The 21,427-nt window shown below is 76.2% G+C and carries 25 protein-coding genes; 11 read left to right on the forward strand and 14 right to left on the reverse strand.

Annotated features, from left to right (window positions below; translation table 11 throughout):
- Positions 1-34: 34 nt before the first annotated feature.
- The gene (gene aztA, locus ACJTNH_RS08195) at positions 35-697 is read left to right on the forward strand and encodes a zinc ABC transporter ATP-binding protein AztA (RefSeq protein ID WP_458174454.1); all 663 of its coding nucleotides are present in this window, start codon (positions 35-37) and stop codon (positions 695-697) included.
- 8 nt (positions 698-705) lie between these two features.
- On the opposite strand, the gene ACJTNH_RS08200 is transcribed toward aztA, so the two are convergent.
- Genes ACJTNH_RS08200 through ACJTNH_RS08215 form a run of 4 tightly spaced genes read right to left on the reverse strand, consistent with a single transcriptional unit; the run spans position 706 to position 3,287 of the window.
- Positions 706-1,128, reverse strand: a complete 423-nt coding sequence (locus ACJTNH_RS08200; protein ID WP_458174456.1) for a Fur family transcriptional regulator — start codon at positions 1,126-1,128, stop codon at positions 706-708.
- Positions 1,125-1,529: an ArsR/SmtB family transcription factor gene (locus ACJTNH_RS08205; RefSeq protein WP_458174458.1), complete on the reverse strand. Its 405-nt coding sequence runs from the start codon at positions 1,527-1,529 to the stop codon at positions 1,125-1,127. The genes ACJTNH_RS08200 and ACJTNH_RS08205 overlap by 4 nt, the downstream gene beginning before the upstream one ends.
- Positions 1,530-1,584: 55 nt before the next feature.
- Positions 1,585-2,298: a TIGR03943 family putative permease subunit gene (locus tag ACJTNH_RS08210; protein ID WP_458174460.1), complete on the reverse strand. Its 714-nt coding sequence runs from the start codon at positions 2,296-2,298 to the stop codon at positions 1,585-1,587.
- Positions 2,295-3,287, reverse strand: coding sequence for a permease (locus ACJTNH_RS08215; protein ID WP_458174462.1), 993 nt, complete (start codon positions 3,285-3,287; stop codon positions 2,295-2,297). The genes ACJTNH_RS08210 and ACJTNH_RS08215 overlap by 4 nt, the downstream gene beginning before the upstream one ends.
- 101 nt (positions 3,288-3,388) lie before the next feature.
- Between ACJTNH_RS08215 and ACJTNH_RS08220 the strand changes: the two genes are divergently transcribed.
- The 6 genes from ACJTNH_RS08220 (at position 3,389) to ACJTNH_RS08245 (ending at position 10,596) form a co-directional block, all read left to right on the forward strand.
- Positions 3,389-3,700, forward strand: a complete 312-nt coding sequence (locus ACJTNH_RS08220; protein WP_458174464.1) for a DUF1490 family protein — start codon at positions 3,389-3,391, stop codon at positions 3,698-3,700.
- 5 nt (positions 3,701-3,705) lie between these two features.
- Positions 3,706-5,919 (forward strand): heavy metal translocating P-type ATPase, encoded by a 2,214-nt coding sequence (locus ACJTNH_RS08225; protein WP_458174466.1) that lies wholly within the window; start codon positions 3,706-3,708, stop codon positions 5,917-5,919.
- 52 nt (positions 5,920-5,971) lie between these two features.
- On the forward strand, positions 5,972-7,951 hold the full coding sequence (locus tag ACJTNH_RS08230) for a heavy metal translocating P-type ATPase (protein WP_458174468.1): 1,980 nt from the start codon (positions 5,972-5,974) through the stop codon (positions 7,949-7,951).
- A 76-nt stretch (positions 7,952-8,027) separates the two neighbouring features.
- Entirely contained in the window at positions 8,028-9,038 is a 1,011-nt protein-coding gene (locus tag ACJTNH_RS08235) for a metal ABC transporter substrate-binding protein (RefSeq protein WP_458174470.1), read from the forward strand.
- Positions 9,029-9,739, forward strand: coding sequence for a metal ABC transporter ATP-binding protein (locus tag ACJTNH_RS08240; RefSeq protein ID WP_458174472.1), 711 nt, complete (start codon positions 9,029-9,031; stop codon positions 9,737-9,739). Before ACJTNH_RS08235 ends, ACJTNH_RS08240 begins: the two co-directional genes overlap by 10 nt.
- Positions 9,733-10,596: a metal ABC transporter permease gene (locus ACJTNH_RS08245; RefSeq protein ID WP_458174474.1), complete on the forward strand. Its 864-nt coding sequence runs from the start codon at positions 9,733-9,735 to the stop codon at positions 10,594-10,596. Before ACJTNH_RS08240 ends, ACJTNH_RS08245 begins: the two co-directional genes overlap by 7 nt.
- Before the next feature lie 33 nt (positions 10,597-10,629).
- Here ACJTNH_RS08245 and ACJTNH_RS08250 read toward each other — a convergent pair whose 3' ends face one another.
- The 9 genes from ACJTNH_RS08250 to rpmB all read right to left on the reverse strand — a co-directional run bounded on the left by ACJTNH_RS08250 (position 10,630) and on the right by rpmB (position 17,779).
- Positions 10,630-11,433, reverse strand: a complete 804-nt coding sequence (locus ACJTNH_RS08250; RefSeq protein ID WP_458174476.1) for a class I SAM-dependent methyltransferase — start codon at positions 11,431-11,433, stop codon at positions 10,630-10,632.
- Positions 11,430-13,946 (reverse strand): ATP-binding cassette domain-containing protein, encoded by a 2,517-nt coding sequence (locus ACJTNH_RS08255; RefSeq protein ID WP_458174478.1) that lies wholly within the window; start codon positions 13,944-13,946, stop codon positions 11,430-11,432. The genes ACJTNH_RS08250 and ACJTNH_RS08255 overlap by 4 nt, the downstream gene beginning before the upstream one ends.
- Positions 13,943-14,899 carry an ABC transporter permease gene (locus ACJTNH_RS08260; RefSeq protein WP_458174480.1) on the reverse strand — a complete coding sequence of 319 codons (957 nt, stop codon included), beginning with the start codon at positions 14,897-14,899 and terminating at the stop codon, positions 13,943-13,945. Before ACJTNH_RS08260 ends, ACJTNH_RS08255 begins: the two co-directional genes overlap by 4 nt.
- Before the next feature lie 3 nt (positions 14,900-14,902).
- The gene (locus ACJTNH_RS08265; protein ID WP_458174482.1) at positions 14,903-16,468 is read right to left on the reverse strand and encodes an ABC transporter substrate-binding protein; all 1,566 of its coding nucleotides are present in this window, start codon (positions 16,466-16,468) and stop codon (positions 14,903-14,905) included.
- 59 nt (positions 16,469-16,527) lie between these two features.
- Complete coding sequence (locus tag ACJTNH_RS08270) at positions 16,528-16,665, reverse strand: hypothetical protein (protein WP_458174484.1); 138 nt, start codon at positions 16,663-16,665, stop codon at positions 16,528-16,530.
- A 107-nt stretch (positions 16,666-16,772) separates the two neighbouring features.
- On the reverse strand, positions 16,773-16,997 hold the full coding sequence (gene rpsR / locus ACJTNH_RS08275) for a 30S ribosomal protein S18 (RefSeq protein ID WP_458174486.1): 225 nt from the start codon (positions 16,995-16,997) through the stop codon (positions 16,773-16,775).
- Complete coding sequence (gene rpsN, locus ACJTNH_RS08280; protein WP_458174488.1) at positions 16,994-17,296, reverse strand: 30S ribosomal protein S14; 303 nt, start codon at positions 17,294-17,296, stop codon at positions 16,994-16,996. The genes rpsR and rpsN overlap by 4 nt, the downstream gene beginning before the upstream one ends.
- Position 17,297: 1 nt before the next feature.
- Positions 17,298-17,465: a 50S ribosomal protein L33 gene (gene rpmG, locus ACJTNH_RS08285; protein ID WP_458174490.1), complete on the reverse strand. Its 168-nt coding sequence runs from the start codon at positions 17,463-17,465 to the stop codon at positions 17,298-17,300.
- Positions 17,465-17,779 carry a 50S ribosomal protein L28 gene (gene rpmB, locus ACJTNH_RS08290; protein ID WP_458174492.1) on the reverse strand — a complete coding sequence of 105 codons (315 nt, stop codon included), beginning with the start codon at positions 17,777-17,779 and terminating at the stop codon, positions 17,465-17,467. The genes rpmG and rpmB overlap by 1 nt, the downstream gene beginning before the upstream one ends.
- Positions 17,780-17,818: 39 nt before the next feature.
- Between rpmB and mrf the strand changes: the two genes are divergently transcribed.
- The 4 genes from mrf to ACJTNH_RS08310 are packed head-to-tail and all read left to right on the forward strand — an operon-like array spanning position 17,819 to position 19,919.
- On the forward strand, positions 17,819-19,108 hold the full coding sequence (mrf, locus tag ACJTNH_RS08295) for a ribosome hibernation factor-recruiting GTPase MRF (RefSeq protein ID WP_458174494.1): 1,290 nt from the start codon (positions 17,819-17,821) through the stop codon (positions 19,106-19,108).
- Positions 19,105-19,356 (forward strand): type B 50S ribosomal protein L31, encoded by a 252-nt coding sequence (locus tag ACJTNH_RS08300; RefSeq protein WP_458174496.1) that lies wholly within the window; start codon positions 19,105-19,107, stop codon positions 19,354-19,356. The genes mrf and ACJTNH_RS08300 overlap by 4 nt, the downstream gene beginning before the upstream one ends.
- Before the next feature lie 3 nt (positions 19,357-19,359).
- Positions 19,360-19,521: a 50S ribosomal protein L32 gene (gene rpmF, locus ACJTNH_RS08305; RefSeq protein ID WP_458174498.1), complete on the forward strand. Its 162-nt coding sequence runs from the start codon at positions 19,360-19,362 to the stop codon at positions 19,519-19,521.
- Entirely contained in the window at positions 19,518-19,919 is a 402-nt protein-coding gene (locus ACJTNH_RS08310) for a hypothetical protein (protein WP_458174500.1), read from the forward strand. Before rpmF ends, ACJTNH_RS08310 begins: the two co-directional genes overlap by 4 nt.
- A gap of 53 nt (positions 19,920-19,972) precedes the next feature.
- Here ACJTNH_RS08310 and ACJTNH_RS08315 read toward each other — a convergent pair whose 3' ends face one another.
- Positions 19,973-21,397 (reverse strand): NADP-dependent succinic semialdehyde dehydrogenase, encoded by a 1,425-nt coding sequence (locus ACJTNH_RS08315; RefSeq protein ID WP_458174502.1) that lies wholly within the window; start codon positions 21,395-21,397, stop codon positions 19,973-19,975.
- Positions 21,398-21,427 lie beyond the last annotated feature (30 nt).

A 21,427-nucleotide genomic window follows, 5' to 3' on the forward strand; every position in this document is an offset into this window, starting at 1 on the left:
TGGGACTGGTTATCGCTATCGCTAGGCTCTGGGGGTGGACGACCCGACCGTGCGACTGGCCCAGCTCAGCGTCCGACGCGGCCCGACCCTCGCCCTCGACGGCGTCGACGCCACCTTCCCCGCCGCATCGACCACCGCACTGGTGGGCCCCAACGGGTCGGGCAAGTCGACGCTGCTGGACGTGCTGGCCGGCGCCCTGCCGGCCACCAGCGGCCGGGTCACCGGGCTCGCCGGGGTCGCCGTGGCCTACGTACCGCAGCACAGCGCGGTCACCCCCGACCTGCCGATCACGGTGGGCGAGACGATCGCGATGGGCCGCTGGCGGGAGCGCGGGCTGCTGGGCCGGCTGCGCCCCGGCGACCGGGCCGTGGTGGCCGAGTGCGCCACCCTGCTGGGCCTGACCGACCTGCTCGCCGCCCCGCTGAGCCAGCTGTCGGGCGGTCAGCGGCAGCGGGCCCTCGTCGCCCAGGGGCTGGCCACCCGCGCCGCGGTGCTGCTCGTCGACGAGCCCACCGCCGGCGTCGACGAGACGACCCGCCGCGCCCTGCTCGGCGCCCTCGAGACGGAGGCCGCGCGCGGCGCGGTCGTCGTGCACGCCACCCACGACGAGGACGCGATCGCCCGCGCCGACCACGTGCTGGCCCTGCGCGACGGCCGGGTGGACGACCGCGACCACCTGCCGCTGCGCCGGGGCTGACCGGGCGGTCAGCCCTGCCGGGCGGGCCCGTCGACCGGGGCCGGCTCCGCGGCGGCGTGGCAGGCCGCGCAGGTGCCGAAGATCTCCAGCGTGTGCTTGACGTCGACGAAGCCGTGCTCGCCGGCCACCCGGTCGGCCCAGCGCTCGACGGTCGGCCCCTCGACCTCCTCGGTGCGGCCGCAGGCGCGGCACACCAGGTGGTGGTGGTGCCGGGTGCTGCACCGGCGGTAGATCGCCTCGCCGGCGTCGGTGCGGATCGAGTCGAGCTCGCCGTCGTCGACCAGCGCCTGGACGGCGCGGTACACCGTCGACAACCCGATGGTGTCGCCGGCGGCGCGCATCCGGGCGTGCACCTCCTGGGCGCTGTGGAAGCCCTCGAGCTCGTCGAAGACGGCGTTGACGGCGGTGCGCTGGCGGGTGTTGCGGATCATCTCGGGCTCATCCCATCGTCTACCGGGCACCCCGCGCCGTCCTCGACGACGGGCACGGGTCCAGCTCCCACGGCCGGGTGCGACACGTGGTCGAGCGCATCGCGCACGATGTGCCCGACGTGCGGGTCGACCAGTGCGTAGTGCACCTCACGGTGCCGCCGCTCGCCCACCACCAGGCCCGCCCCCCGCAGCACCCGCAGGTGCTGGGAGACCAGCGGCTGCGGCGCGCCGAGGTCGTCGACCAGCTGGTGCACGCAGCGACTGCCGTGCTCCAGCAGCAGGGCGACGATCGACAGCCGCATCGGTGCCGCGAGCGCGGCCAGCAGGGAACTGGCCGCCTGCACCGTCTCCGAGGAGGCCGGCGGTGCCGCGGCCTCCTCGTGCTCCGGCGCGGCGGTCATCACATGAGGGTAAGGGCATGTGAGAACTGTTGTCGACTGCCGCCCGGGCCCGGCCTCACTCGTAGGGTTCCGCCGGCGCCGCCACCGCCCGCACCGACAGCGCCTCGACGGCCGGCTCCGGGTACCCGACCGCCGGGTCCGTCCGGGGCGGGGTGAACGTGCCGATCACCTCGACCCACTCGTCGCTGGCGAACTCCGCCGCACCGCCGGGCACCGCGACCCGGATGGCGGTGGCGTCGGCGGCGCAGCAGTTGATGTCGAAGCGGGTGACGTACCAGCCGCCGGCCGCCCGCGGCGAGACGAAGCCGACCAGCCGGACCCGCCGCCCCTCCAGCGCGCTGGTGTCGGGGGCCTGCGACCAGACGTGGTACGCGAACAGCGTCATCGTGCGGTGGTCGGCCCCCTCGTCGTCCGGGCCGATGCCCACCGACGACGGCGCCGCGGGCACCGCGACGGGTGCCACGGCCTGCCGGCCGGCCGACCAGGCACCCAGCGCCGGCGGCGCGACGACCAGCACCACCGCGACCGGGGCGGCCAGCAGCCAGCCCACCACCGGGCCGGGGTGCGCGTGCTCCCCGGCGTGGTCGGCGCGCCGCCCGAGCAGGCCGGTCAGCCCCAGCCCGGTCACCACGACACCCGCCCCGAGCAGCAGCGGGCGGAACCCGGGCTGCACGTAGTCCAGGTACCGGTCGGTGCCGGCGACCAGCAGCACCGCGACGCCCAGGAGCAGCAGCAGCGCGTGCTGGGTGGTCCGGTCCGGCCGGGTCACAGCAGCACCTCCCCCACCAGCAGGGCGATGCCCACCGCGACCACCAGGGTGGCCGGGGCGAACCGGAGGGCGAAGCCCCGGCCGAAGGTGCCGGCCTGCAGCGCGATCAGCTTGACGTCCACCGCCGGCCCGACGACGAGGAAGACCAGCCGCGCGGTGAGCGAGAAGGAGGTGAGGCTGGCCGCGACGAAGGCGTCGGCCTCCGAGCAGATCGCCAGCACCACGGCCAGGGCGGCCAGCACGAGGACGGCGAGCACCGGTGAGGCGGCGACCTGCTCCAGCCAGCTGCGGGGCACGAGCACGCCCAGCGTCGCCGCGGCGGCGCCGCCGACCACCAGGAACCCCCCGGCGTGCACCAGGTCGTGCTGCATGGTGTCGCGGAAGACCGCCCCGCGGCCGGCTCCCGGCGCGCTCGTCGCCGCTCGCGCCGGCCGGAACCAGTCGGCGCGGCCGACCAGCGTCCACAGCCAGCCCATCACCAGGGCCACCGCCAGCGAGGCGGCGAAGCGGGCCGCGACCATCTCCGGCTGCCCGGGGAAGGCGACCGCGGTCGCCACCAGCACCACGGGGTTGATCGCCGGGGCGGCCAGCAGGAAGGCCAGTGCGGCAGCCGGGGTGACCCCGCGGCGCACCAGGCTGCCGGCCACCGGCACCGACGCGCACTCGCAGCCGGGCAGCACCACTCCGGCCACGCCGGCCACCGGAACGGCCAGTGCCGGACGGCGGGGCAGCGCCCGGGTGAAGAACGACGCCGGCACCAGCGTGCTGATCGCCGCCGACAGCGCCACGCCGAGCACCAGGAACGGCAGCGCCTGCAGACAGACGGCCACGAACACGGTGCTCCAGGCCAGCACGACCGGGGCGTCGAAGAGCCCCGGCGCCGCGAAGTGCAGCACCACCAGCAGCGCCACCAGGGCGGCCAGCAGGTCGGTGCTGCGCAGCCCGCTCCGGCCGGCCGGCTCGTCGACGGGCAACCGCAGCTGGGTCACCTGACCTCCCGGAGGGTGGACGAACACGGTTCCCGTTACCGTGGCTCGGGTCCACGTTCTCACGGACCCCCCATCCCCCTGCACGACCGAGGAGCCCGTCCATGGCCGAGTCGAAGAAGAACCGCACCGCGAGCGCCGGGCGGGTGCTGCGCAAGGCGGTGGGCACCGTGGCCACCGGCGTCGTCGGTGTCGTCGTCGTGCGCGCCGCCGAGCGCGGCGAGGCCGGCAGCCTGCCCCGCCGGCTGGCGGTCGGGGCGACGAAGCTGGGCATCCGCGGCGCCCGCCGCGCCGAGGTGGGCGTGGAGAAGGCGCGGCTCGCCGCCGGCGACGTGCGGGCCCAGGCCTACGCCGACCTCGGTGAGCAGGTGCCCCCGCCGGCCGACCGCTCCGGCGGTCACGACCACCAGCACTGATCGCGGTGGAGACGGCGACCGGCACCGCCCGGCTGGTCAGCGACGCCGGCGGCCGGCTGCGGATCGCCGTCCCGGCGCTGACCGGCACACCCGCCCGCGCGGTGGCCCTGGAGGACCTGCTGGACGCCGTCCCCGGCGTCCGCACCGCGCACGCCTACCCGGTCACCGGCTCGGTGCTCGTCTGGCTGGACGCCGACGCCGGCGCCGAGGCCCGGTCGGTGGTGCTGCGGGTCGCCGCCTCGGCGGCCGCCCTGCCGGCAGCGGCCGAGGTCGCCCGGGCGCCACGGTCGGCCGACGTCGCCAACGGCGAGCTGGTGCGGATCGCCGTCGGCGGCGCCGCGCTGGCCCTGCTGGGGGTGCGCCGGTACGGGTTCGGCCGCCCGCCGGTGCTCACCGGCCGCAGCCGGCTGGTCGCCACCGCGCTGACGATCTTCACCGGGTACCCGTTCGTGAAGGGCGCCGCCGGGGCGCTGGCCGGCAGGCGGAGCGCCGGCACCGATGCGCTGGTCACCGCGGCCACCGTCGCCAGCCTGCTGCTGCGCGAGAACGTGGTCGCCCTGACCGTGCTGTGGCTGCTCAACATCGGCGAGTGGCTGCAGTCGGTCACCCTGCGCCGCACCCGCCGCGCGATCTCGGCGCTGCTGGCCGGCACCGAGACCACCGCCTGGGTGGTCGTGCCCGGGGAGGGCGGCGAGCCCGACGTCGAGCGCCAGGTCGACCTGGCCCGGCTGCGGGTCGGCGACCTGGTCGTCGTGCACGACCAGACGACGCTGCCGGTGGACGGCGTCGTCGTCGAGGGCACCGGCGTGGTCGACCAGGCCGCGATCACCGGCGAGCCGCTGCCGGTGCAGGTCACCCCGGGGGCGACGGTGCACGCCGGCTCGGTGAACGTGCGCGGCCGGCTGGTGGTGCGCGCCTCGGCGACCGGCTCGGACACCGCGATCGGCCGGATCATCGCCCGGGTCGAGCAGGCCACCGACGACCGGGCGCCGATCCAGACCGTCGGGGAGACGTTCTCCCGCCGCTTCGTGCCCGCCTCCTTCGCCCTGGCCGGGCTGACCTGGCTGGTCACCCGGGACGTGCGCCGGGCGATGACGATGCTGCTCATCGCCTGCCCGTGCGCGGTCGGGCTGGCCACCCCGACCGCGGTCAGCGCGGCGATCGGCAACGGCGCCTCCCGCGGGCTGCTGATCAAGGGCGGCGCGCACCTGGAGGCCGCCGGCCGGGTGGACGCCGTCGTGTTCGACAAGACCGGCACCCTGACGATCGGCCGCCCGGTGGTCACCAACGTCGTCTCCTTCTCCGACGACTGGACGCCGGAGACGGTGCTCGGCTACGCCGCGAGCTCGGAGGTGCACTCCCGGCACCCGCTGGCCCAGGCGGTGATCCGTTCCACCGAGGAGCGGCACGTGTTCATCCCGCCGCACGAGGAGTGCGAGGTGCTGCTGGGCCTGGGCATGCGCACCCAGGCCGACGGCCGGGTGCTGCTGCTGGGCAGTGAGCCGCTGATGGCGAGCGAGGGCGTGGCCGTCGGCGACGCCGCCCAGGGCTGGCTCGACCGGCTGCGCGCCGCGGCCGAGACCCCGCTGCTGCTGGCCGTCGACGGCGAGCTGGTCGGGCTGGTCAGCCTGCGCGACGAGGTGCGCCCGGAGTCGCGGGAGGTGCTGGAGACGCTGCGGGCCACCGGGGTGCGCCGGATCGTGATGCTGACCGGTGACCACGAGAGCACCGCCGCCGCCGTCGCCGCCGAGCTCGGGGTCACCGAGTGGCGGGCCGAGGTGCTGCCCGAGCACAAGCAGGACGTCGTGGCGGCGCTCCAGGCCGAGGGGCACACCGTGGCGATGGTCGGCGACGGCACCAACGACGCCCCGGCGCTCGCCGCGGCCGACATCGGGATCGCGATGGGGGTCTCCGGCACCGACGTCGCGGTGGAGACCGCCGACGTCGCGCTGGTCGGTGACGACCTGCGGCACCTGCTGGACCTGCGGGAGCTGGGCGGGCAGACGCTGGGCGTGGTGCGGCAGAACTACGGCATGTCGATCGCGGTCAACGGCATCGGCCTGGCCGTCGCCGGTGGGGGCGCCCTCTCCCCCGTGCTGGCCGCCGTGCTGCACAACGCGTCCTCGGTCGCGGTGGCGGTCAACTCCGCGCGACTGGTGCGGCACCGCCCGGCGCGAGCGGTGGGCAGCGCGGCGCCGGCCCCGGCACCGGCGGACTGAGGGGTCACCTCCAGTTTGCCTGTCTGCGCATCTGCGCAGATAGGCTCGGTCGGTGACCTCACTGGCGGCGCCGCCGCGGACAGCTCCCCCGGCGCGGTCGCGTCGTCGACTCCCCGGCTGGACGGCGGTCCCGGAGGTGCGATGGGCGGCCGCCGCGCTGGCGCTGTTCCTCTCCGGCGGCCTGGTCCAGCTGCTCGACGGGCCGCAGCCGCTGGCCTGGGCCCTGTACCTGGGCTGCTACGTCACCGGCGGGTGGGAGCCGGCCTGGGCCGGGCTCACCGCGCTGCGCGAGCGCACCCTGGACGTCGACCTGCTGATGGTGCTGGCCGCGATCGGGGCGCTGGCGCTGGGCCAGGTGTTCGATGGGGCGCTGCTGATCGTCATCTTCGCCACCTCCGGCGCCCTGGAGACCGTCGCCACCCGGCGCACCGCCGACGCCGTCCGCGGGCTCACCGACCTCACCCCCGAGCGGGCCACCGTGCTGGCCGGCGGGCAGGAGCGGCAGGTGCCGGTCGCCGACCTCGCGGTCGGCGACGTCGTCCTGGTCCGCCCCGGCGAGCGGGTGCCGGCCGACGGCACGGTGGTCGACGGCGGGTCCGACGTCGACCAGGCGTCGATCACCGGCGAGCCACTGCCGGTGGACAAGGTGGCCGGCGACGAGGTCTGGGCAGGAACGGCCAACGGCACCGGAGCGCTCACCGTGCGGGTCGACCGGCCGGCGGCCGACGCGGTCGTCGCCCGGATCGCCGCCCTGGTCGAGGAGGCCAGCGCCACCAAGGCGCGCACCCAGCTGTTCATCGAGAAGGTCGAGCAGCGGTACTCGATGGGCGTCGTGCTCAGCACGCTGGCCGTCTTCGGCGCCCCCCAGCTGTTCGGGGAGCCGCTGCAGGAGTCGCTGCTGCGGGCGATGACCTTCATGATCGTCGCCTCGCCGTGCGCGGTCGTGCTGTCGACGATGCCGCCACTGCTGTCGGCGATCGCCAACGCCAGTCGGCACGGGGTGCTGGTGCGCTCGGCCGTGGTGCTCGAGCAGCTGGGCGCCACCACCGTGGTGGCGCTGGACAAGACCGGGACGCTCACCGACGGCATGCCCGCGGTGGTCGCCGTCCGCCCGCTGCCGGGCACGACCGGCGAGGAGCTGCTCGCCTTGGCCGCGGCCGCCGAGGCGCCCAGCGAGCACCCGATCGGCCGCGCGGTGGTCGCCGCCGCCGGGTCGCCCCTCGCCCCCGCCACGGACTTCCGGGCCGCGGTGGGCTCCGGCGTGAGCGCGACGGTGGGCGGTCGCCGGGTCGCCGTGGCCGCACCGGGCCCGGACGATGCCGCGGTGGCCGGGCTGGTCGCCCAGGAGCAGGCCGACGGCCGCACCGCCGTCGTGGTCACCGTGGACGGCCGGCCCGCCGGGGTGCTGGCGCTGGCCGACCGGGTGCGCCCCGAGGCCGCCGCCGCGGCGGCCGCGCTGCGCCGGCAGACCGGCGCGGAACCGGTGCTGCTCACCGGCGACAACGCCGGCGCCGCCCGCACGCTGGCCGCCCAGGTCGGGCTGCGGGACGTGCGGGCCGAGCTGCTGCCGCAGGACAAGGCCGCCGTGGTCGGCGACCTGCAGCGCGCCGGGCACCGGGTCGCCCTGGTCGGCGACGGGGTGAACGACGCCCCGGCGCTGGCCACCGCCGACGTGGGCGTGGCGATGGGCGGCATCGGCTCGGACCTGGCGCTGCAGAGCGCGGACGCGATCGTCGTCCGCGACGACCTGGCCGCGCTGCCCACGGTGATCGCGCTGGCCCGCCGGGCCCGCCGGCTGGTGGTGCAGAACATGGTCATCGCCGGCACGGTCATCGTGATGCTGGTGGCGTGGGACCTGATCGGCACGCTGCCGCTGGCGCTCGGCGTCGCCGGGCACGAGGGGTCGACGGTGCTGGTCGCGCTCAACGGGCTGCGGCTGCTGCGCTCGGCGGCCTGGCAGGCCGCGGCCCGCGACGCCGGCGGGGACGGGGTGGCCGGACACGGCGCACCGGCCGCCAGCCCTCCCGGCTGAGCACCGCGGCTGCGGCGAGCCGTGCCGCGTCGGTCGCTGGTTTGACAACGATTCTCATTACCCGGACCGTCGGGCCATGCCGCCACCGTTCCGCCGACGACCCGCCCGCTCGCTGTCCACGCTCTCCCTGGCCTGCGCCGCGGCGGTGGCGCTGGCCGGCTGTTCCGGCACGGCCGATGCGGACGCCGCCGGTGCCGACGACGACCGGCTGACCGTCGTCGCGGCGTTCTACCCGCTGGCCTGGCTGAGCGAGCAGGTGGCCGGCGACCTGGCCGACGTCACCTCGCTCACCCCCGACGGGGCCGAGCCGCACGAGTACGAGCTCACCCCCCGCGACGTCGCCGCCACCGCTGAGGCCGACCTGGTCGTGTTCCTGCCGACGCTGCAGCCCGCCGTGGACGCCGCGGTCGAGCAGCAGGCCGCCGACCGCGCCTTCGACGCCGGCGGGCCGGCCGACCTGTCGCTCACCTACGAGGCCCACGACCACGAGCACGCCGAGGGCGAGCACTCCGACGGGGAGGAGCACGCGGACGAGGGGCACGAGGAGGAGCACACCGACGAGCCGGTGACCGACCCGCACTTCTGGCACGACCCGATGCGGATGGCCGCCGTCGGCGACGCGCTGGCCGAACGCCTGGCCACCGCGGACGAGGCCAACGCCGAGCAGTACACCGCCAACGCCGCGGACCTGCGGGCGCAGCTGGCGGAGCTGGACGGGGAGTTCCGCACCGGCCTGGCCGACTGCGCCAGCCGGGAGCTGGTCACCAGCCACACCGCCTTCGGCTACCTGGCCGACGCCTTCGACCTGGCGCAGTTCGGCATCAGCGGGCTGGCGCCGGACGCCGAGCCCGCTCCCGACGCGCTGACCGAGGCCACCGAGTTCGTCCGGGAGCACGGCGTGCGCACCATCTACTTCGAGACCCTGGTCAGCCCCGCCGTCGCCGAGACCGTGGCCCGGGAGACCGGCGCGCAGACCCGGCAGCTGGACCCGATCGAGGGGCTGACCGACGAGTCGGCGGGTGGGGACTACCTGGCGCTGATGCGGGCCAACCTCGCCAGCCTGCAGGAGGGGCAGCAGTGCTCCTGAGCGCCCGCCCCCGCTCCGCGCCTGCCGCCGTCGCGGCCGGCTGCGACAGCGCCCTGACGGTGACCGACGGCGCGTTCGGTCACGGCCGGGACGTCGTCCTCACCGGCGTCGACCTGGCCGTGCGCCCCGGGGAGGTGGTCGCGGTGCGCGGGCCCAACGGGGCCGGCAAGTCGACGCTGGTCCGCGGCGTGCTGGGGCTGAACGACGTGCCGGCCGGTGAGGTGCGGCTGTTCGGCGTGCCGCGGGCGCGGTTCCGCGACTGGCACCGGGTCGGCTACGTGCCCCAGCGGCACACGGTGACCGGTGGCGTCCCGGTGACGGTGCGCGAGCTGGTCTCCTCCGGCCGGCTGAGCCGGCTGCGGGCCTGGCAGCGGTTCGGCGAGGCCGACCGGTGCGCCGTCGACTGCGCGCTGGAGGGCGCGGGGCTGGCCGGCTTCGACCGCCGGCTGCTCGCGGAGCTGTCCGGTGGTCAGCAGCGCCGGGCGCTGCTGGCCCGCGCGCTGGCCGGCGACCCGGAGCTTCTGCTGCTCGACGAGCCCACCGCAGGCGTGGACGCGGCCAGCCAGCGGGTGGTGGCCAGCACGCTGGCCGGCCTCGCCACCACCGGCGCCGCGGTCGTCGTCGTGCTGCACGAGCTGGGCCCGCTGGCCGAGGTGGTGACCAGGACGGTGACGCTGCCGGGCGCGGGCGACCCGTGCTGAGCTACGAGTTCATGCGGCTGGCCCTCGCGGCCGCCGTGCTGGTCGGCCTCACCGCTCCCACCGTGGGCGTCTACCTGGTGCAGCGCCGGCTGTCGCTGATCGGCGACGGGCTGGGCCACGTGGCGCTGCTCGGGGTGGCCGTGGGGCTGGCCACCCGGTCGGCGCCGGTGCTCACCGCACTGCTGGCCACGGTCGCCGGGGCGGTCGTCGTCGAGGTGCTGCGGGCCCGCCGGTCGACCGGCACCGACGTCGCGCTGGCGATCATGTTCTACGGCGGCCTGGCCGGTGGGGTCGTGGTCGTCACCCGGGCGCCGGCCGGCACCCCGATCACGCTGGACGGCTACCTGTTCGGCGCGCTGACCACCACGACCCGCGCCGACCTGGTCGTCTTCGCCGTGATGGCCGCCGTCGTCCTCGGGGTCACCATCGGGCTGGGCCGGTCGCTGTTCACCGTGGCGCTGGACGAGGAGCACGCCCGGGCCAGCGGCCTGCCGGTGCTGCGGCTCAACCTGCTGCTGGCGGTGGTCACCGCGGTCACCGTCACGCTGTCGATGCGGGTGCTCGGCCTGCTGCTGATCAGCGGCCTGATGGTGCTGCCCGCCGGCTGCGCGCAGCTGGTGGCCCGCAGCTTCCGCGGCAGCCTGGTGGTCGCGGCGCTGATCGGGGTGACCGTGGCGGTCGGCGGCACCGCGGTCTCCTTCTACGCCGACACCCCCTCCGGCGGCACGATCGTGCTCATGGCGGTCGCCGCCTACGCCGTCCTGAGCATCGCCCGCCTGCTGCGCCGGGGACAGCGCCCGGAGCCGGCCGCCGTCCCCGACCCGGTCCGGCCGAGCGAGGTCCCCCTCCCCCGCTGACCGGCGGCGCCCGGCCCGGGCGCCGCCGACAGCTCAGCGGACGGCGAGCAGCACCCGGTCGTCGTGGTCCTGCCAGATGGTGCCGACCTCGGTGAAGCCGGCCTCGGCCAGCGCGGCCTCGTGCATCCGCAGCCCGGTCAGCCGGGTGCCGGGCGCGTGGTCGTCGGGGCCGCGCTCGGCGGCGTTGCGCCGCTCCCGCTCGGCGACGGCCCCGGTCAGCTCGGGTGCGGCCAGTGCGGCGGCCCACCAGGCGTCCCAGTCCGGGACGCCGTCGGCGCCGAACGCCTGCTCGGCCCGGCGCCGCTCGGCCGCCTCGGACAGCCGGGTCAGCAGCACCTGGCCCGGGTCGTGGGCCATGTTGTCCGCGTTGGCCAGCACGCCCCCGGCCGGCAGCAGTGCGGCGACCCGCCGGTAGGTCGCCGCCAGCTGGGCGGCCGAGAGCCAGTGCAGCGCGGTGGAGCTGACCACCGCGTCAACCTGGGTCACCGGCAGCCGCTGCGGCCAGGCCGGGTCGCGCAGGTCGGCGTCGACCCACTGCAGCCGCCCGTCGGCGTCGCCCAGCGCGGCCGCTCCCACGGCGACCAGCACGGGGTCCATGTCGACGGCGACCACGTGCGCGGCCGGGAAGCGCTCCAGCACCCGGGCGCCGAACGAGCCCGGGCCGCAGGCCAGGTCGAGCACCGTGCCGCCGGCGGCGAGCCGGTCGCCGACGAGTTCCTCGAGCGCGTCGAGGGCGGCGGTGAACCGCTCCTCGCGGTGCCGCAGGTAGCCGCTCTGCTGGCGGTCCCAGTCGTGCAGCAGCCGGCGCCAGTCGGTGGTGGTGAGCTGATCGGTCACGGGTGGATCTCCTCCAGGGGTGGGGGTGCTGCGGATGGGGTTGCTGCGCGGTCCCGGTCGGGGCGCGCAGGGTCGGGGGTGGTGGGCCGGCGCAGCCGGGCGAGGACGGCGGGCGTGCCGCCGGAGTCGACGACCACGCCGCGGTGCAGCACCAGCAGCTCGTCGGTCAGCACGGCCACCGCGGCCAGGTCGTGGGAGACGACGACGAGGGCGACGCCCTCGGACCGCACGGAGCGGAGCAGCTCGAGCACCCCGGCACGGACGACGGCGTCCAGCGAGCTGACCGGCTCGTCCAGCACCACCAGGTCGGGTGCGGCGGCCAGCGCGCGGGCGATGACCACCCGCTGCTGCTGGCCACCGGAGAGCTGCCAGGGTCGGCGACCGGCGAGCTCCGGGTCGAGCCCGACCCGGGACAGCAGGGCCGGTGCCCCACCGGGGGGCGCCGGGCGGCCGCGCCGTCGGGCCAGCAGGAGCGCCTCGTGCAGCGCCGACCCGACGGACTGCCGAGGGTCGAGTGCGGTGGCCGGGTCCTGGAAGACGAGCTGGGCGTGCCCGGAGCCGGCGACGGGGGCGGCCCCGGCGAGCTCGACGGTGCCCGTGGTCGGCTGCTGCAGCCCGGTGAGCACCCGGGCGAGGGTGGTCTTGCCGCTGCCGGACTCCCCCACCACGCCGAGCCCGCCACCGCGCGGCAGGGTGAACGACACCCCAGCCAGCGCAGGCGGGCCCACCGACCGGCCCCACCGCCCGGCCGGGTAGCGCACGCCGACGTCCCGGGCGCGGAGCAACGGGGCACCCACGGCAGCAGGGGCAGCGGCAGCCGCCGGGGCGGCGGCGTCGCGCAACGCCCGGGTGACCGGGTGCGCGGGGGTGTCGAGCACCCGGGCCACCGGCCCGGCCTCCACCACCTGCCCGGCGTCCAGCACGGTGACCGTGTCGGCGTGCGCGGCGACCAGGCCGAGGTCGTGGCTGATCAGCAGCACGGCGGTGCCGCGCTCGTCCCGGGCCCGGGCCAGCAGCGCCAGCACCTGACCGGCGGTGGTGGCGTCCAGCGCGCTGGTCGGTTCGTCGGCGACGAGCAGCTCCGGCCCGCCGGCGAGCGCGGCGGCGACCAGCACCCGCTGGCGCATCCCGCCGGACAGCTCGGCCGGCCGGGCCCGCAGCACCCGATCGACGTCGGGCAGGCCGGCCCAGACGAGCAGCTCCCGGGCCACCGCGGGGGCCGCCCGACGGTCGAGCCCGCGGTGCAGCCGGGCGGCCTCGGCCACCTGTGGCCCGATCCGGCGCAGCGGGTCCAGCGCGGTGCCGACGTCCTGGGGCACCAGCGCCACCCGCGCGCCGCGCACCCGGCGCAGGTCGCGCTCACCGGCCCCGACCAGCTCCTGCCCGGCCAGCCGCACCGAGCCACCGGCGACCGCGCCCGCCGCCTCCGGCAGCAGGCCGAGCAGCGCCGCCGCGGTCAGCGACTTGCCCGACCCGCTGGCGCCGACCAGCGCCGCCACCTCACCCTGGCCGACGTCGAGGTGCACGCCGTCGACCACCCGGCGCCGACCGTCCGGCCCGGCCAGCTCCACGGTCAGCCCGCGCACCGACAGCAGCGTGTCGGAGGCACGCCCGGCGGGGCCGGGGCGGGCACGGTGCCCGGGTGCGCGCGCGGCCGGCCGGCCGTGGGTGGTCCAGGCCTGCGCGTGCCGGGCCAGCACGAGCACGAGCAGCACCAGCGCGGCGAGCACCAGCATCGGCAGCAGGAACAGCCGCGGGTCGGTGGCCAGGTACGGCCGGGCCTCGACGATCATCGACCCCCACTCCGGGGTCGGCGGGCGCACGCCCAGCCCGAGGAAGCTCAGCGTGGAGACCGCCAGCACCAGGCCCGCGACGTCCGTGCCGGCCAGCACCAGCACCGGCCCGGCGACCGCCGGCAGCAGGTGCCGGCCCAGCACCCGGCCGGGCCGGGCACCGAGCAGGGTCAGCGCCTGGACGACGGGGCCGCGACGGCGCAGCAGCACCTCCATCCGCACCAGCCGGGCGTAGGAGGCCCAGCCGCCGGCGGCCAGCGCGAGCACCAGCCCCGCGGCCCCGCCGCCGAGCACGCCGGCGAGCACCACCCCGACCAGCAGCGCCGGCACGGCGACGACGACGTCGGTGGCCCGCAGCACCACCGAGTCCACCCAGCCGCCCCGCCACCCCGCGAGCAGCCCCAGCCCCAGGCCGAGCGGCAGAGCGATCGCCACCGACAGAGCCACGATGCCCAGCGAGGTGCGGCCGGCGACGAGCAGCCGGGTCAGCTCGTCACGGCCCAGGTGGTCGGTGCCCAGCCAGTGCGCGGCCGACGGGCCGGCCCGGACGGCGGTGAGGTCGGTGGCGGTCGGCGACCACGGACTCAGCAGCGGCCCGACTAGCACGGCGAGCACCAGCAACCCGAGCAGGCCGAGGGCGACGCGGGCCGCTGTGCTCAGGTGCGCTGCGCTCAGCTGCCCCGTGCCCACATCCACCGTGCCCCGGTGCGCACCGCTCACGTGCGCACCCCGGCCCGGGCGTCGACCAGCGCGGCAAGCGACCCGGCCAGGCCGCGGGCGGAGACCGCACCGACCGCGATCACCAGCACCGCCGCCTGGATCGGGTACCAGTCGCGGAACTGCAGCGCCCGCACCAGGTAGTCACCCAGCCCCGGCCAGCCGAACGCGGTCTCGGCGACCAGGGTGGCGGCCAGCGCGGTGCCCACCACGTCGCCGATCACGACCAGCAGCGGCGCGGCCGCGTTCGGCAGCGCGGTGGCCAGCAGCACCCGGGCCGGGGACAGCCCGCGCGCCCGGGCGGTGGTGGCGAAGGGCTCGCGCAGCGTGCTGCGCAACCGCGCCTCGGTCACCTGGGCGAGCACCGCGGCCAGCGGCAGGCCGATCACCGCGGCCGGCAGCACGAGCGAGGGCCAGCCGGCGATGCCCTGGGTGGGCAGCAGGCGCCACTGCAGGGCGAACAGCAGCACGCCGAGCTGGGCGAGGGCGAAGGCCGGCACCGACAGCAGGGCGAGCGAGCCGAGCCGGATCGGCAGCCGGACCACCCGGCGCCGGGTCAGCGCGGCCGCGGCGCCGGCGCCGAGCCCGAGCACCACGGCCACGACCGCGCCCGCCGTGGCGAGGGTGACCGTCGGGCCGAGCCGGGCGCCCACCTCGCCGGCGACGTCCTGGCCGGTGCGCGCCGAGGCACCGAGCTCACCGGAGAAGAGCCCGCCGAGCCCGTGCAGGTACCGCAGCGGCGCCGGCTGGTCCAGGCCGAGCTCGGCCCGCACCCGGGCGACCGCCTCGGCGGTGACCACGCCGTCGCGGGCGAAGACGATGGCGGTGGCGGCGTCCCCGGCGGCCACCGACAGCAGCCCGAAGGTCAGCAGGGACACCGCCAGGAGCACCGCGGCGCCCTCCCCGGCGCGGCGGCCGGCCAGCCGGCCGGCCGCCGCGACCCAGGAGCTGCCCACCGGTCAGCCGGTGACGGTGACGTTGCTCAGCGGCAGGTCGTACTCGGTCGCGCCGAGCTCGAACCCCTCGACGGTGTCGCGGACCGCCCACTGGCGGGGCAGCTGCACCAGCGGCACCGCCGCGGTCTGCTCCTCCAGCGTCGCCCAGATCGCCTCGAAGCCCGCCTGGCGGCTCTCCTCGTCCGGCGCGGCCAGCGCCACCGGGATCTGCTCGTCCAGCTCGGGCGAGGCGAACAGGTGCCCCTCCTGCACGCTCCGGAAGTTGGCCGTCAGCGTGCTGTAGGGGTCGTAGGGCGCGCCGTAGGTGGAGTAGAAGCGCAGGTCGAAGTCCCGCGCGGAGACGGTGGTGCCGTAGGCGGTGCTGTCCAGCGGGGTGATGGTCACCCCGATGCCCACCTCGCCCAGCTGGTCGGCGACGGCCTGGCTCAGCGAGGTGGCCTGCGGCAGCAGCCCGGGGTCGAGCACCAGGTCCAGCTGCAGGGGGACGCCGTCCTTGCTGCGCACCCCGGCCCCGGTCCAGCCGGCCTGCTCCAGCAGCTCCTCGGCGGCGGCCGGGTCGGCGGCGGTGGCCGGCTCCGGGTCCGGGCCGTAGGGCACGTTGGCCGGGAAGACCGTGGTCGCGGCGGTGGCGCGGCCCTCGAACAGGCCCTCGGCGATGCCCGGGCGGTCCACCGCCAGGTCCATCGCCCGCCGCACCGCCGGGTCGGCGAGTGCCGGGTTGCCGGTGTCGGCGTTGACGGTGAGCAGCAGGTTGGTGGTGGACTCGGTGGTGAGCACCTCCACCCCGTCGGCCGACTCCAGCGCCGCGGCCTCCTCCAGCGCGAGCGGGGCGGTGTACTCCCCGCCGATCACGTCGACCTCGCCGGCCTGCAGCGCGGCCACCCGGGCTGCGGCGTCCGGGATGACGGCGAACTCGACCCGGTCCAGCGTGGGGGTGCCGCCCCACCAGTCGTCGTTGCGCACGAGCACGACCTGCTGCTCGTCCAGCGACTCGACCCGGTACGGGCCGGTGCCCACCGGCTCGCCCGCGGCCGCCGGGCTGGTGAACCGCACCGGGCGGGTGAGCGCCAGCTCGTTGAGCGCGGAGTAGTAGGGCTGGCTGAGCCGCCAGGTGATCGTCGCCTCGTCGGTCGCCTCGATCGACTCGGTCACCCCGGTCAGGCCCAGGAAGCTGTTGTCCGGGTCCTCGACCCAGCGCAGCAGGTCGGTGCGGGCGGTCTCGGCGTCGAACGGCGTCCCGTCGGTGAAGGTGACGCCCGGTCGCAGCCGGAAGGTCATGGTCAGGCCGTCGTCGCTGATCTCGTAGGACTCGGCCAGCGCCGGGGCGAACGTCCCGTCGGCGGAGTACCGGACCAGCGGCTCGAAGACCTGGTCGAGCACGGTGAAGGACGAGGTCGTGTAGTCCTGCACCGACAGCGACGCCTCCGGGTCGGCCAGCGCGACCCGGAGCACCTGCTCCCCCGCCGACGCGGCGTCGTCGCTGCCGTCGGAGAGCCCGCAGGCGGGCAGCGTGAGCGCCAGCGCACCGGCGGCGAGCGCGGCCAGTGGGCGGGACCGGGACGAGGACATGGTGGTGCCTTCTCTCAGGGGTCGGTGCGGTGGAGGTGGGTCGGTGGCGCGGGCGGCGGTCAGCGCTTGGACTGCCGGGCGTCCCGGCGACGCTCCGCGCGGTTGCGCCGGTCGGGCACGCCGACGGGCAGCACGACGGGCTGGCCGGTGGCGGTGGCCGGGGCGTTGCAGCCACGCGGCGAGCAGCAGTCGGACATGGGGTCTCCTCGATCAGGGGTCGGGATGAGCAGCGGGCGCAGGTCCGTGCCCGGCGGGAGCTCGCGCCGGGGACGGGCTCGGGGCGGCAGCGCGGTGCGCGGGGTGCTCAGCGGCCCTTCGACGGGTACGGGAGCAGGGCCATCTCGCGGGCGTTCTTGATCGCCCGGGCCACCTGCCGGTGCTGCTTGGGGGTCAGCCCGGTGACCCGGCGGGCGCGGATCTTGCCCCGGTCGGAGATGAAGGTGCGCAGCTGCTGCACGTCCTTCCAGTCGACCGGGCCGTCCAGCCGGCGCTTCTTCCGGGGGCGCGGCGGGCGCGGCGCCGGGCTCACCAGGAGCTCTTCGTGATGCCGGGCAGCTCGCCGTTGTGCGCCATCTGCCGGAACCGGACGCGGGAGATGCCGAACTTGCGCAGGTGCCCGCGCGGCCGGCCGTCCTCGACGTCCCGGTTGCGCAGCCGGGTGGGGCTGGAGTCGCGCGGCAGGCGCTGCAGCGCGCTCTGCGCGGCGGCGCGGTCCTCCGGCGTGGCGGCGGTGCGCGCCTGCTCCTTGAGCGCCGCGCGGCGCTCGGCGTACCGGGCGACGACCTCGCGCCGCTGCCGGTCCTTCATGATCTTGGAGGTCTTGGCCATGTCAGCGCTCCTCGCGGAAGTCGACGTGCTTGCGCACCTTCGGGTCGTACTTCCTCAGCACGAGCCGGTCGGGGTCGTTGCGGCGGTTCTTGCGGGTGACGTACGTGTAGCCCGTCCCGGCGGTCGACTTGAGCTTGATGATCGGCCGGACGTCGTTGCCCTTGGCCATCAGCCGTTGCCCCGCCCGGCACCCAGCCGTCGGCGCGCGTCGGGGTCGGTGGCCCGGATGCGCGCGACGACGGCCTCGATGCCCTGGACGTCGATGGTCTTGATCCCCTTGGTCGAGACGGTCAGCCGGACGTACCGGTTCTCGCTGGGCAGGAAGTAGCGCTTGGACTGCAGGTTCGGGTCGAAGCGGCGGTTGGTGCGGCGGTGCGAGTGGCTGACGGACTTGCCGAAGGTCGGCTTGCGTCCGGTCACCTCGCAGTAGGTGGCCATCGTGGTGCGCCTCCAGGAGTCGGTGGGCGGGAGCAGCACAGACACTAGATGAACATGATTCTCGTGTGCAGCTAGGGTGGGGTCATGAACTCCCGCCGCACCCCCCTGGTGCTCGTCAGCGGCCTGGACCGGGGCCTGACCGCGCAGGCCGCCACCCCCCTGCTCGACCGGGCCGGCACCGTCGTGGTGCACCACGACGTCCGTGGCCTCGGTCAGGGCGTCGTCGTCCGCACCGCCCGGGAGCGGCGCGGCGACGGGGTCGTCGAGTCGACCGCCGCGATCGAGCTGGCCCACGGCTGCCTGTCCTGCACGCTCCGGCTCGACCTGCTGCCGCTGCTGCGCACCCTGGCCCGCCGGGACGACGTGGCCCGGATCGTGCTGCAGCTGGACCCCGCGCTGGAGCCCGAGCACCTGTGCTGGGCGTTCGAGGAGGTCGTCCTGGACGAGGACGCCGACGAGGACGACCAGGAGACCGCCGGCGACTGGGTGGAGGTGACCGGGGTGCTGGTCGCCGTCGACGCCGGCCGCTGGTTCGACGCCGCCACCGGTGACGAGACCATGGCCGACCACGGGCTCGCGGCGACGGTGGACGACGACCGGACGCTGGCCCAGGTCGCCGTCGGTCAGCTGACCGCCGCCGACGCGGTGCTGCTCGCCGGCGAACCCGACGACGGCTGGACCGCGGTCCGGCTCACCGCGGTGCTCGACCGGCTGGTGCCCGGCGCGCCGCGGGCCCAGCTGGGCCGCACCCACCCCGATCAGCTGCTGGCCGCGCTCCCGTCGACCGCCAAGCGGGGTCGGATGCCCACCCCGCACGACGCCCTGCTCGCCGGCCAGCCGCCGCTGGACGCGGTCGCCGACGTGCAGCTGGTGCACTTCTCCGCCACCCGCCCCTTCTCCCCCGAGCGGCTGCACGACGCGATCGACGTGCTGATGAGCGGCGTGGTCTGCAGCCGCGGCCGCCTCTGGCTGGCCAGCCAGCCCGACCGGGCCATCTGGCTGGAGTCGGCCGGCGGTGGTCTGCGGATCGGCGACGCCGGCCCGTGGCTGGCCACGCTGGGCGACGACGCGGAGCTGTGGAGCCAGGTCGACCCGGAACGGTCGGCCGCGGCCGCGCTGCGCTGGGACCCGGTGTACGGCGACGGGGACGTCGAACTGGTCGTGCTCACCCACCGGCAGTCGGCCGAGCTGATCACCGGCGCGCTGACCGCCGCACTGCTCACCGACGCCGAGCTGGCCGCCGGCGAGGACGTCTGGCGCACGCTGCCCGACCCGTTCGGCCAGTGGCACGAGGACCCCTGCGAGGCCGCCGGCCCCGCGGACGAGGCAGACCTGCACACCAGCACCACCGACCGAGAGGACCGTTCCCGATGAGAGCCGGCATCCACCCCGAGTACCGCACCGTGGTGTTCCGCGACACCGCCAGCGGCGCGACCTACCGCACCCGCTCCACCGTGCGCACCGACCAGACCATCGAGCTGGACGGCGAGACGCTGCCGGTGGTCAACGTGGAGATCAGCGCCGCCTCGCACCCGTTCTGGACCGGCAACCAGCGGGTGCTGGACACCGCCGGCCGGGTCGAGCGGTTCAACCAGCGTTACGGCGCCCGGAAGCGGGGCTGACCGATGGCCGTCCCGAAGCGCAAGACGTCCCGGTCCAACACCCGCTCCCGCCGGTCGCAGTGGAAGGCGACCCCGGTGCCGCTGGTGCCGGTGACGGTGGACGGCGTCGTCCGGCTGGTGCCGCAGCGGCTGCGCAAGGCCGCCGAGCGGGGCCTGCTGCCGTGAGCCGGCGGCCGGTGCCGGGCGGGGACGCCGGCGGGCCGCTGGCCGTGCTGTGCGTGGGGCACCGCTGCGCGGCGCTGCGCCGGCTGGCCGGCACCGTCGACGGCGTCGACCGGGTCGCCGAGGCCGTGCGGCACACCACCGGCGCGGTGCTGGTGACCGCGGACTGCCTGGGGCGCTGCGACCGGGCGGCCCTGGCCGGGCTGTCCCACCGCTCCCCCGGCACCGGACGGCCGGGCCCCGCGGTGTGGGTGTCGGAGGTGCAGACCCCCGAGCGCACCGCCGGCCTGGTCACCTGGGTCAGCGCGGGCGGGCCCGGGGTGGCGGGCACGGCCGCCGACCTGCCCGAGTGCCTCCGGACCGCGGTCGCCGGCGTCGGCCCGGCCCCGCGGCACGGCTGACCGGCAGGGGCCGACCGGAGGGGCCGAAGTCGCGACTTTGGCCCCTCCGGTGGTCACTCGTTGGCCGAGCCCGCCGAGTCCCCGGCGCGCTGCTCGCTGCTGGGCGCGCCGACCCAGACGGTCTTGGCGTTCATGAACTCACGCATGCCCAGCTCGGTGAGCTCCCGGCCGTAGCCGCTCTGCTTCACCCCGCCGAAGGGCAGTTGCGGGTAGCTGGTGGTCATGCCGTTGACGAAGGCCATCCCCGACTCGATGTCCCGGACGAACTGCGCCCGCTCCCCCTCGTCCTCGCTCCACAGGTTGGAGCCCAGGCCGTAGGGGTGGCTGTTGGCGATCTCGATCGCCTCGTCCAGGGAGTCGACGGTCCACAGCGCCGCGACCGGCCCGAAGACCTCCTCGGCGTAGAGCTTCATCTCCGGGGTGATCCCGGTGAGCAGGGTCGGCTCGTAGAACCAGCCCGGCCGGTCGACCCGCTGCCCGCCGACCACGACGGTGGCGCCCTTGGCGCGGGCGTCCTCGACGTAGTCGTGCACGTCCTGCAGGCCCGACTCCATCGCCAGCGGACCGACCTCGGTGTCGGGGTCCATCGGGTCGCCGACGGTGAGCGCGGCGATCTTCTCGGCGAAGACCCGGGTGAACTCCTCGGCGACGTCCCGGTGCACGAAGAACCGCTTGGCCGAGATGCAGCTCTGCCCGTTGTTCTGGTTGCGGGAGGTGACCGCGACCCCGGCCGCGGCCTCCAGGTCGGCCGAGGGCATCACGATGAAGGGGTCCGAGCCACCGAGCTCGAGCACGGTGGGCTTCAGCGCGTCCCCGGCGATCGAGGCGACCGACTGGCCGGCCGGGGCACTGCCGGTGAGCGTGGCGGCGACCACCCGGTCGTCGCGGATGACCCGCTCGATCGTCCCGGACCCGATCAGCAGGGTCTGGAAGACGTCGTCGGGGAAGCCGGCCTTGCGGAAGAGCTCCTCCATGTACAGCGCGGTCTGCGGGACGTTGCTGGCGTGCTTGAGCAGGCCGACGTTGCCGGCCATCAGCGCGGGGGCGGCGAAGCGCATCGCCTGCCAGAGCGGGAAGTTCCACGGCATGACCGCCAGCACCACGCCGAGGGGCTGGTACGTCACGTACGCCTGCCGGGCACCGACGGCGTCCGAGTCGAGCTGCTGCGGCTCGAGCATCGCCGGCCCGTGCTCGGCGTAGTACCGCAGCGCCTTCGCGCACTTGCCCACCTCGGCCTTCGCCGAGGACAGCGTCTTGCCCATCTCGGTGGTCATCAGCTCGGCGACGCCGTCGGTGTCGGCGTCCAGCACGTCGGCCGCCGCGCGCAGCCAGCGCACCCGGTCCTCGACCGAGGTGAGCCGGTAGCTGCGGTAGGCGGTGGCCGCCCGGCTGATCTTCTCCTCCAGCGCCTCGTCGGAGAGCGGGTCGTAGGTCTTCAGCGTCTCCCCGGTGGTGGGGTTGATGGTGGCGATGGCCATGGGGTCTCCCGTCGTCGTCCGTGTCGCGGG

Source organism: Modestobacter lacusdianchii (assembly GCF_054177765.1).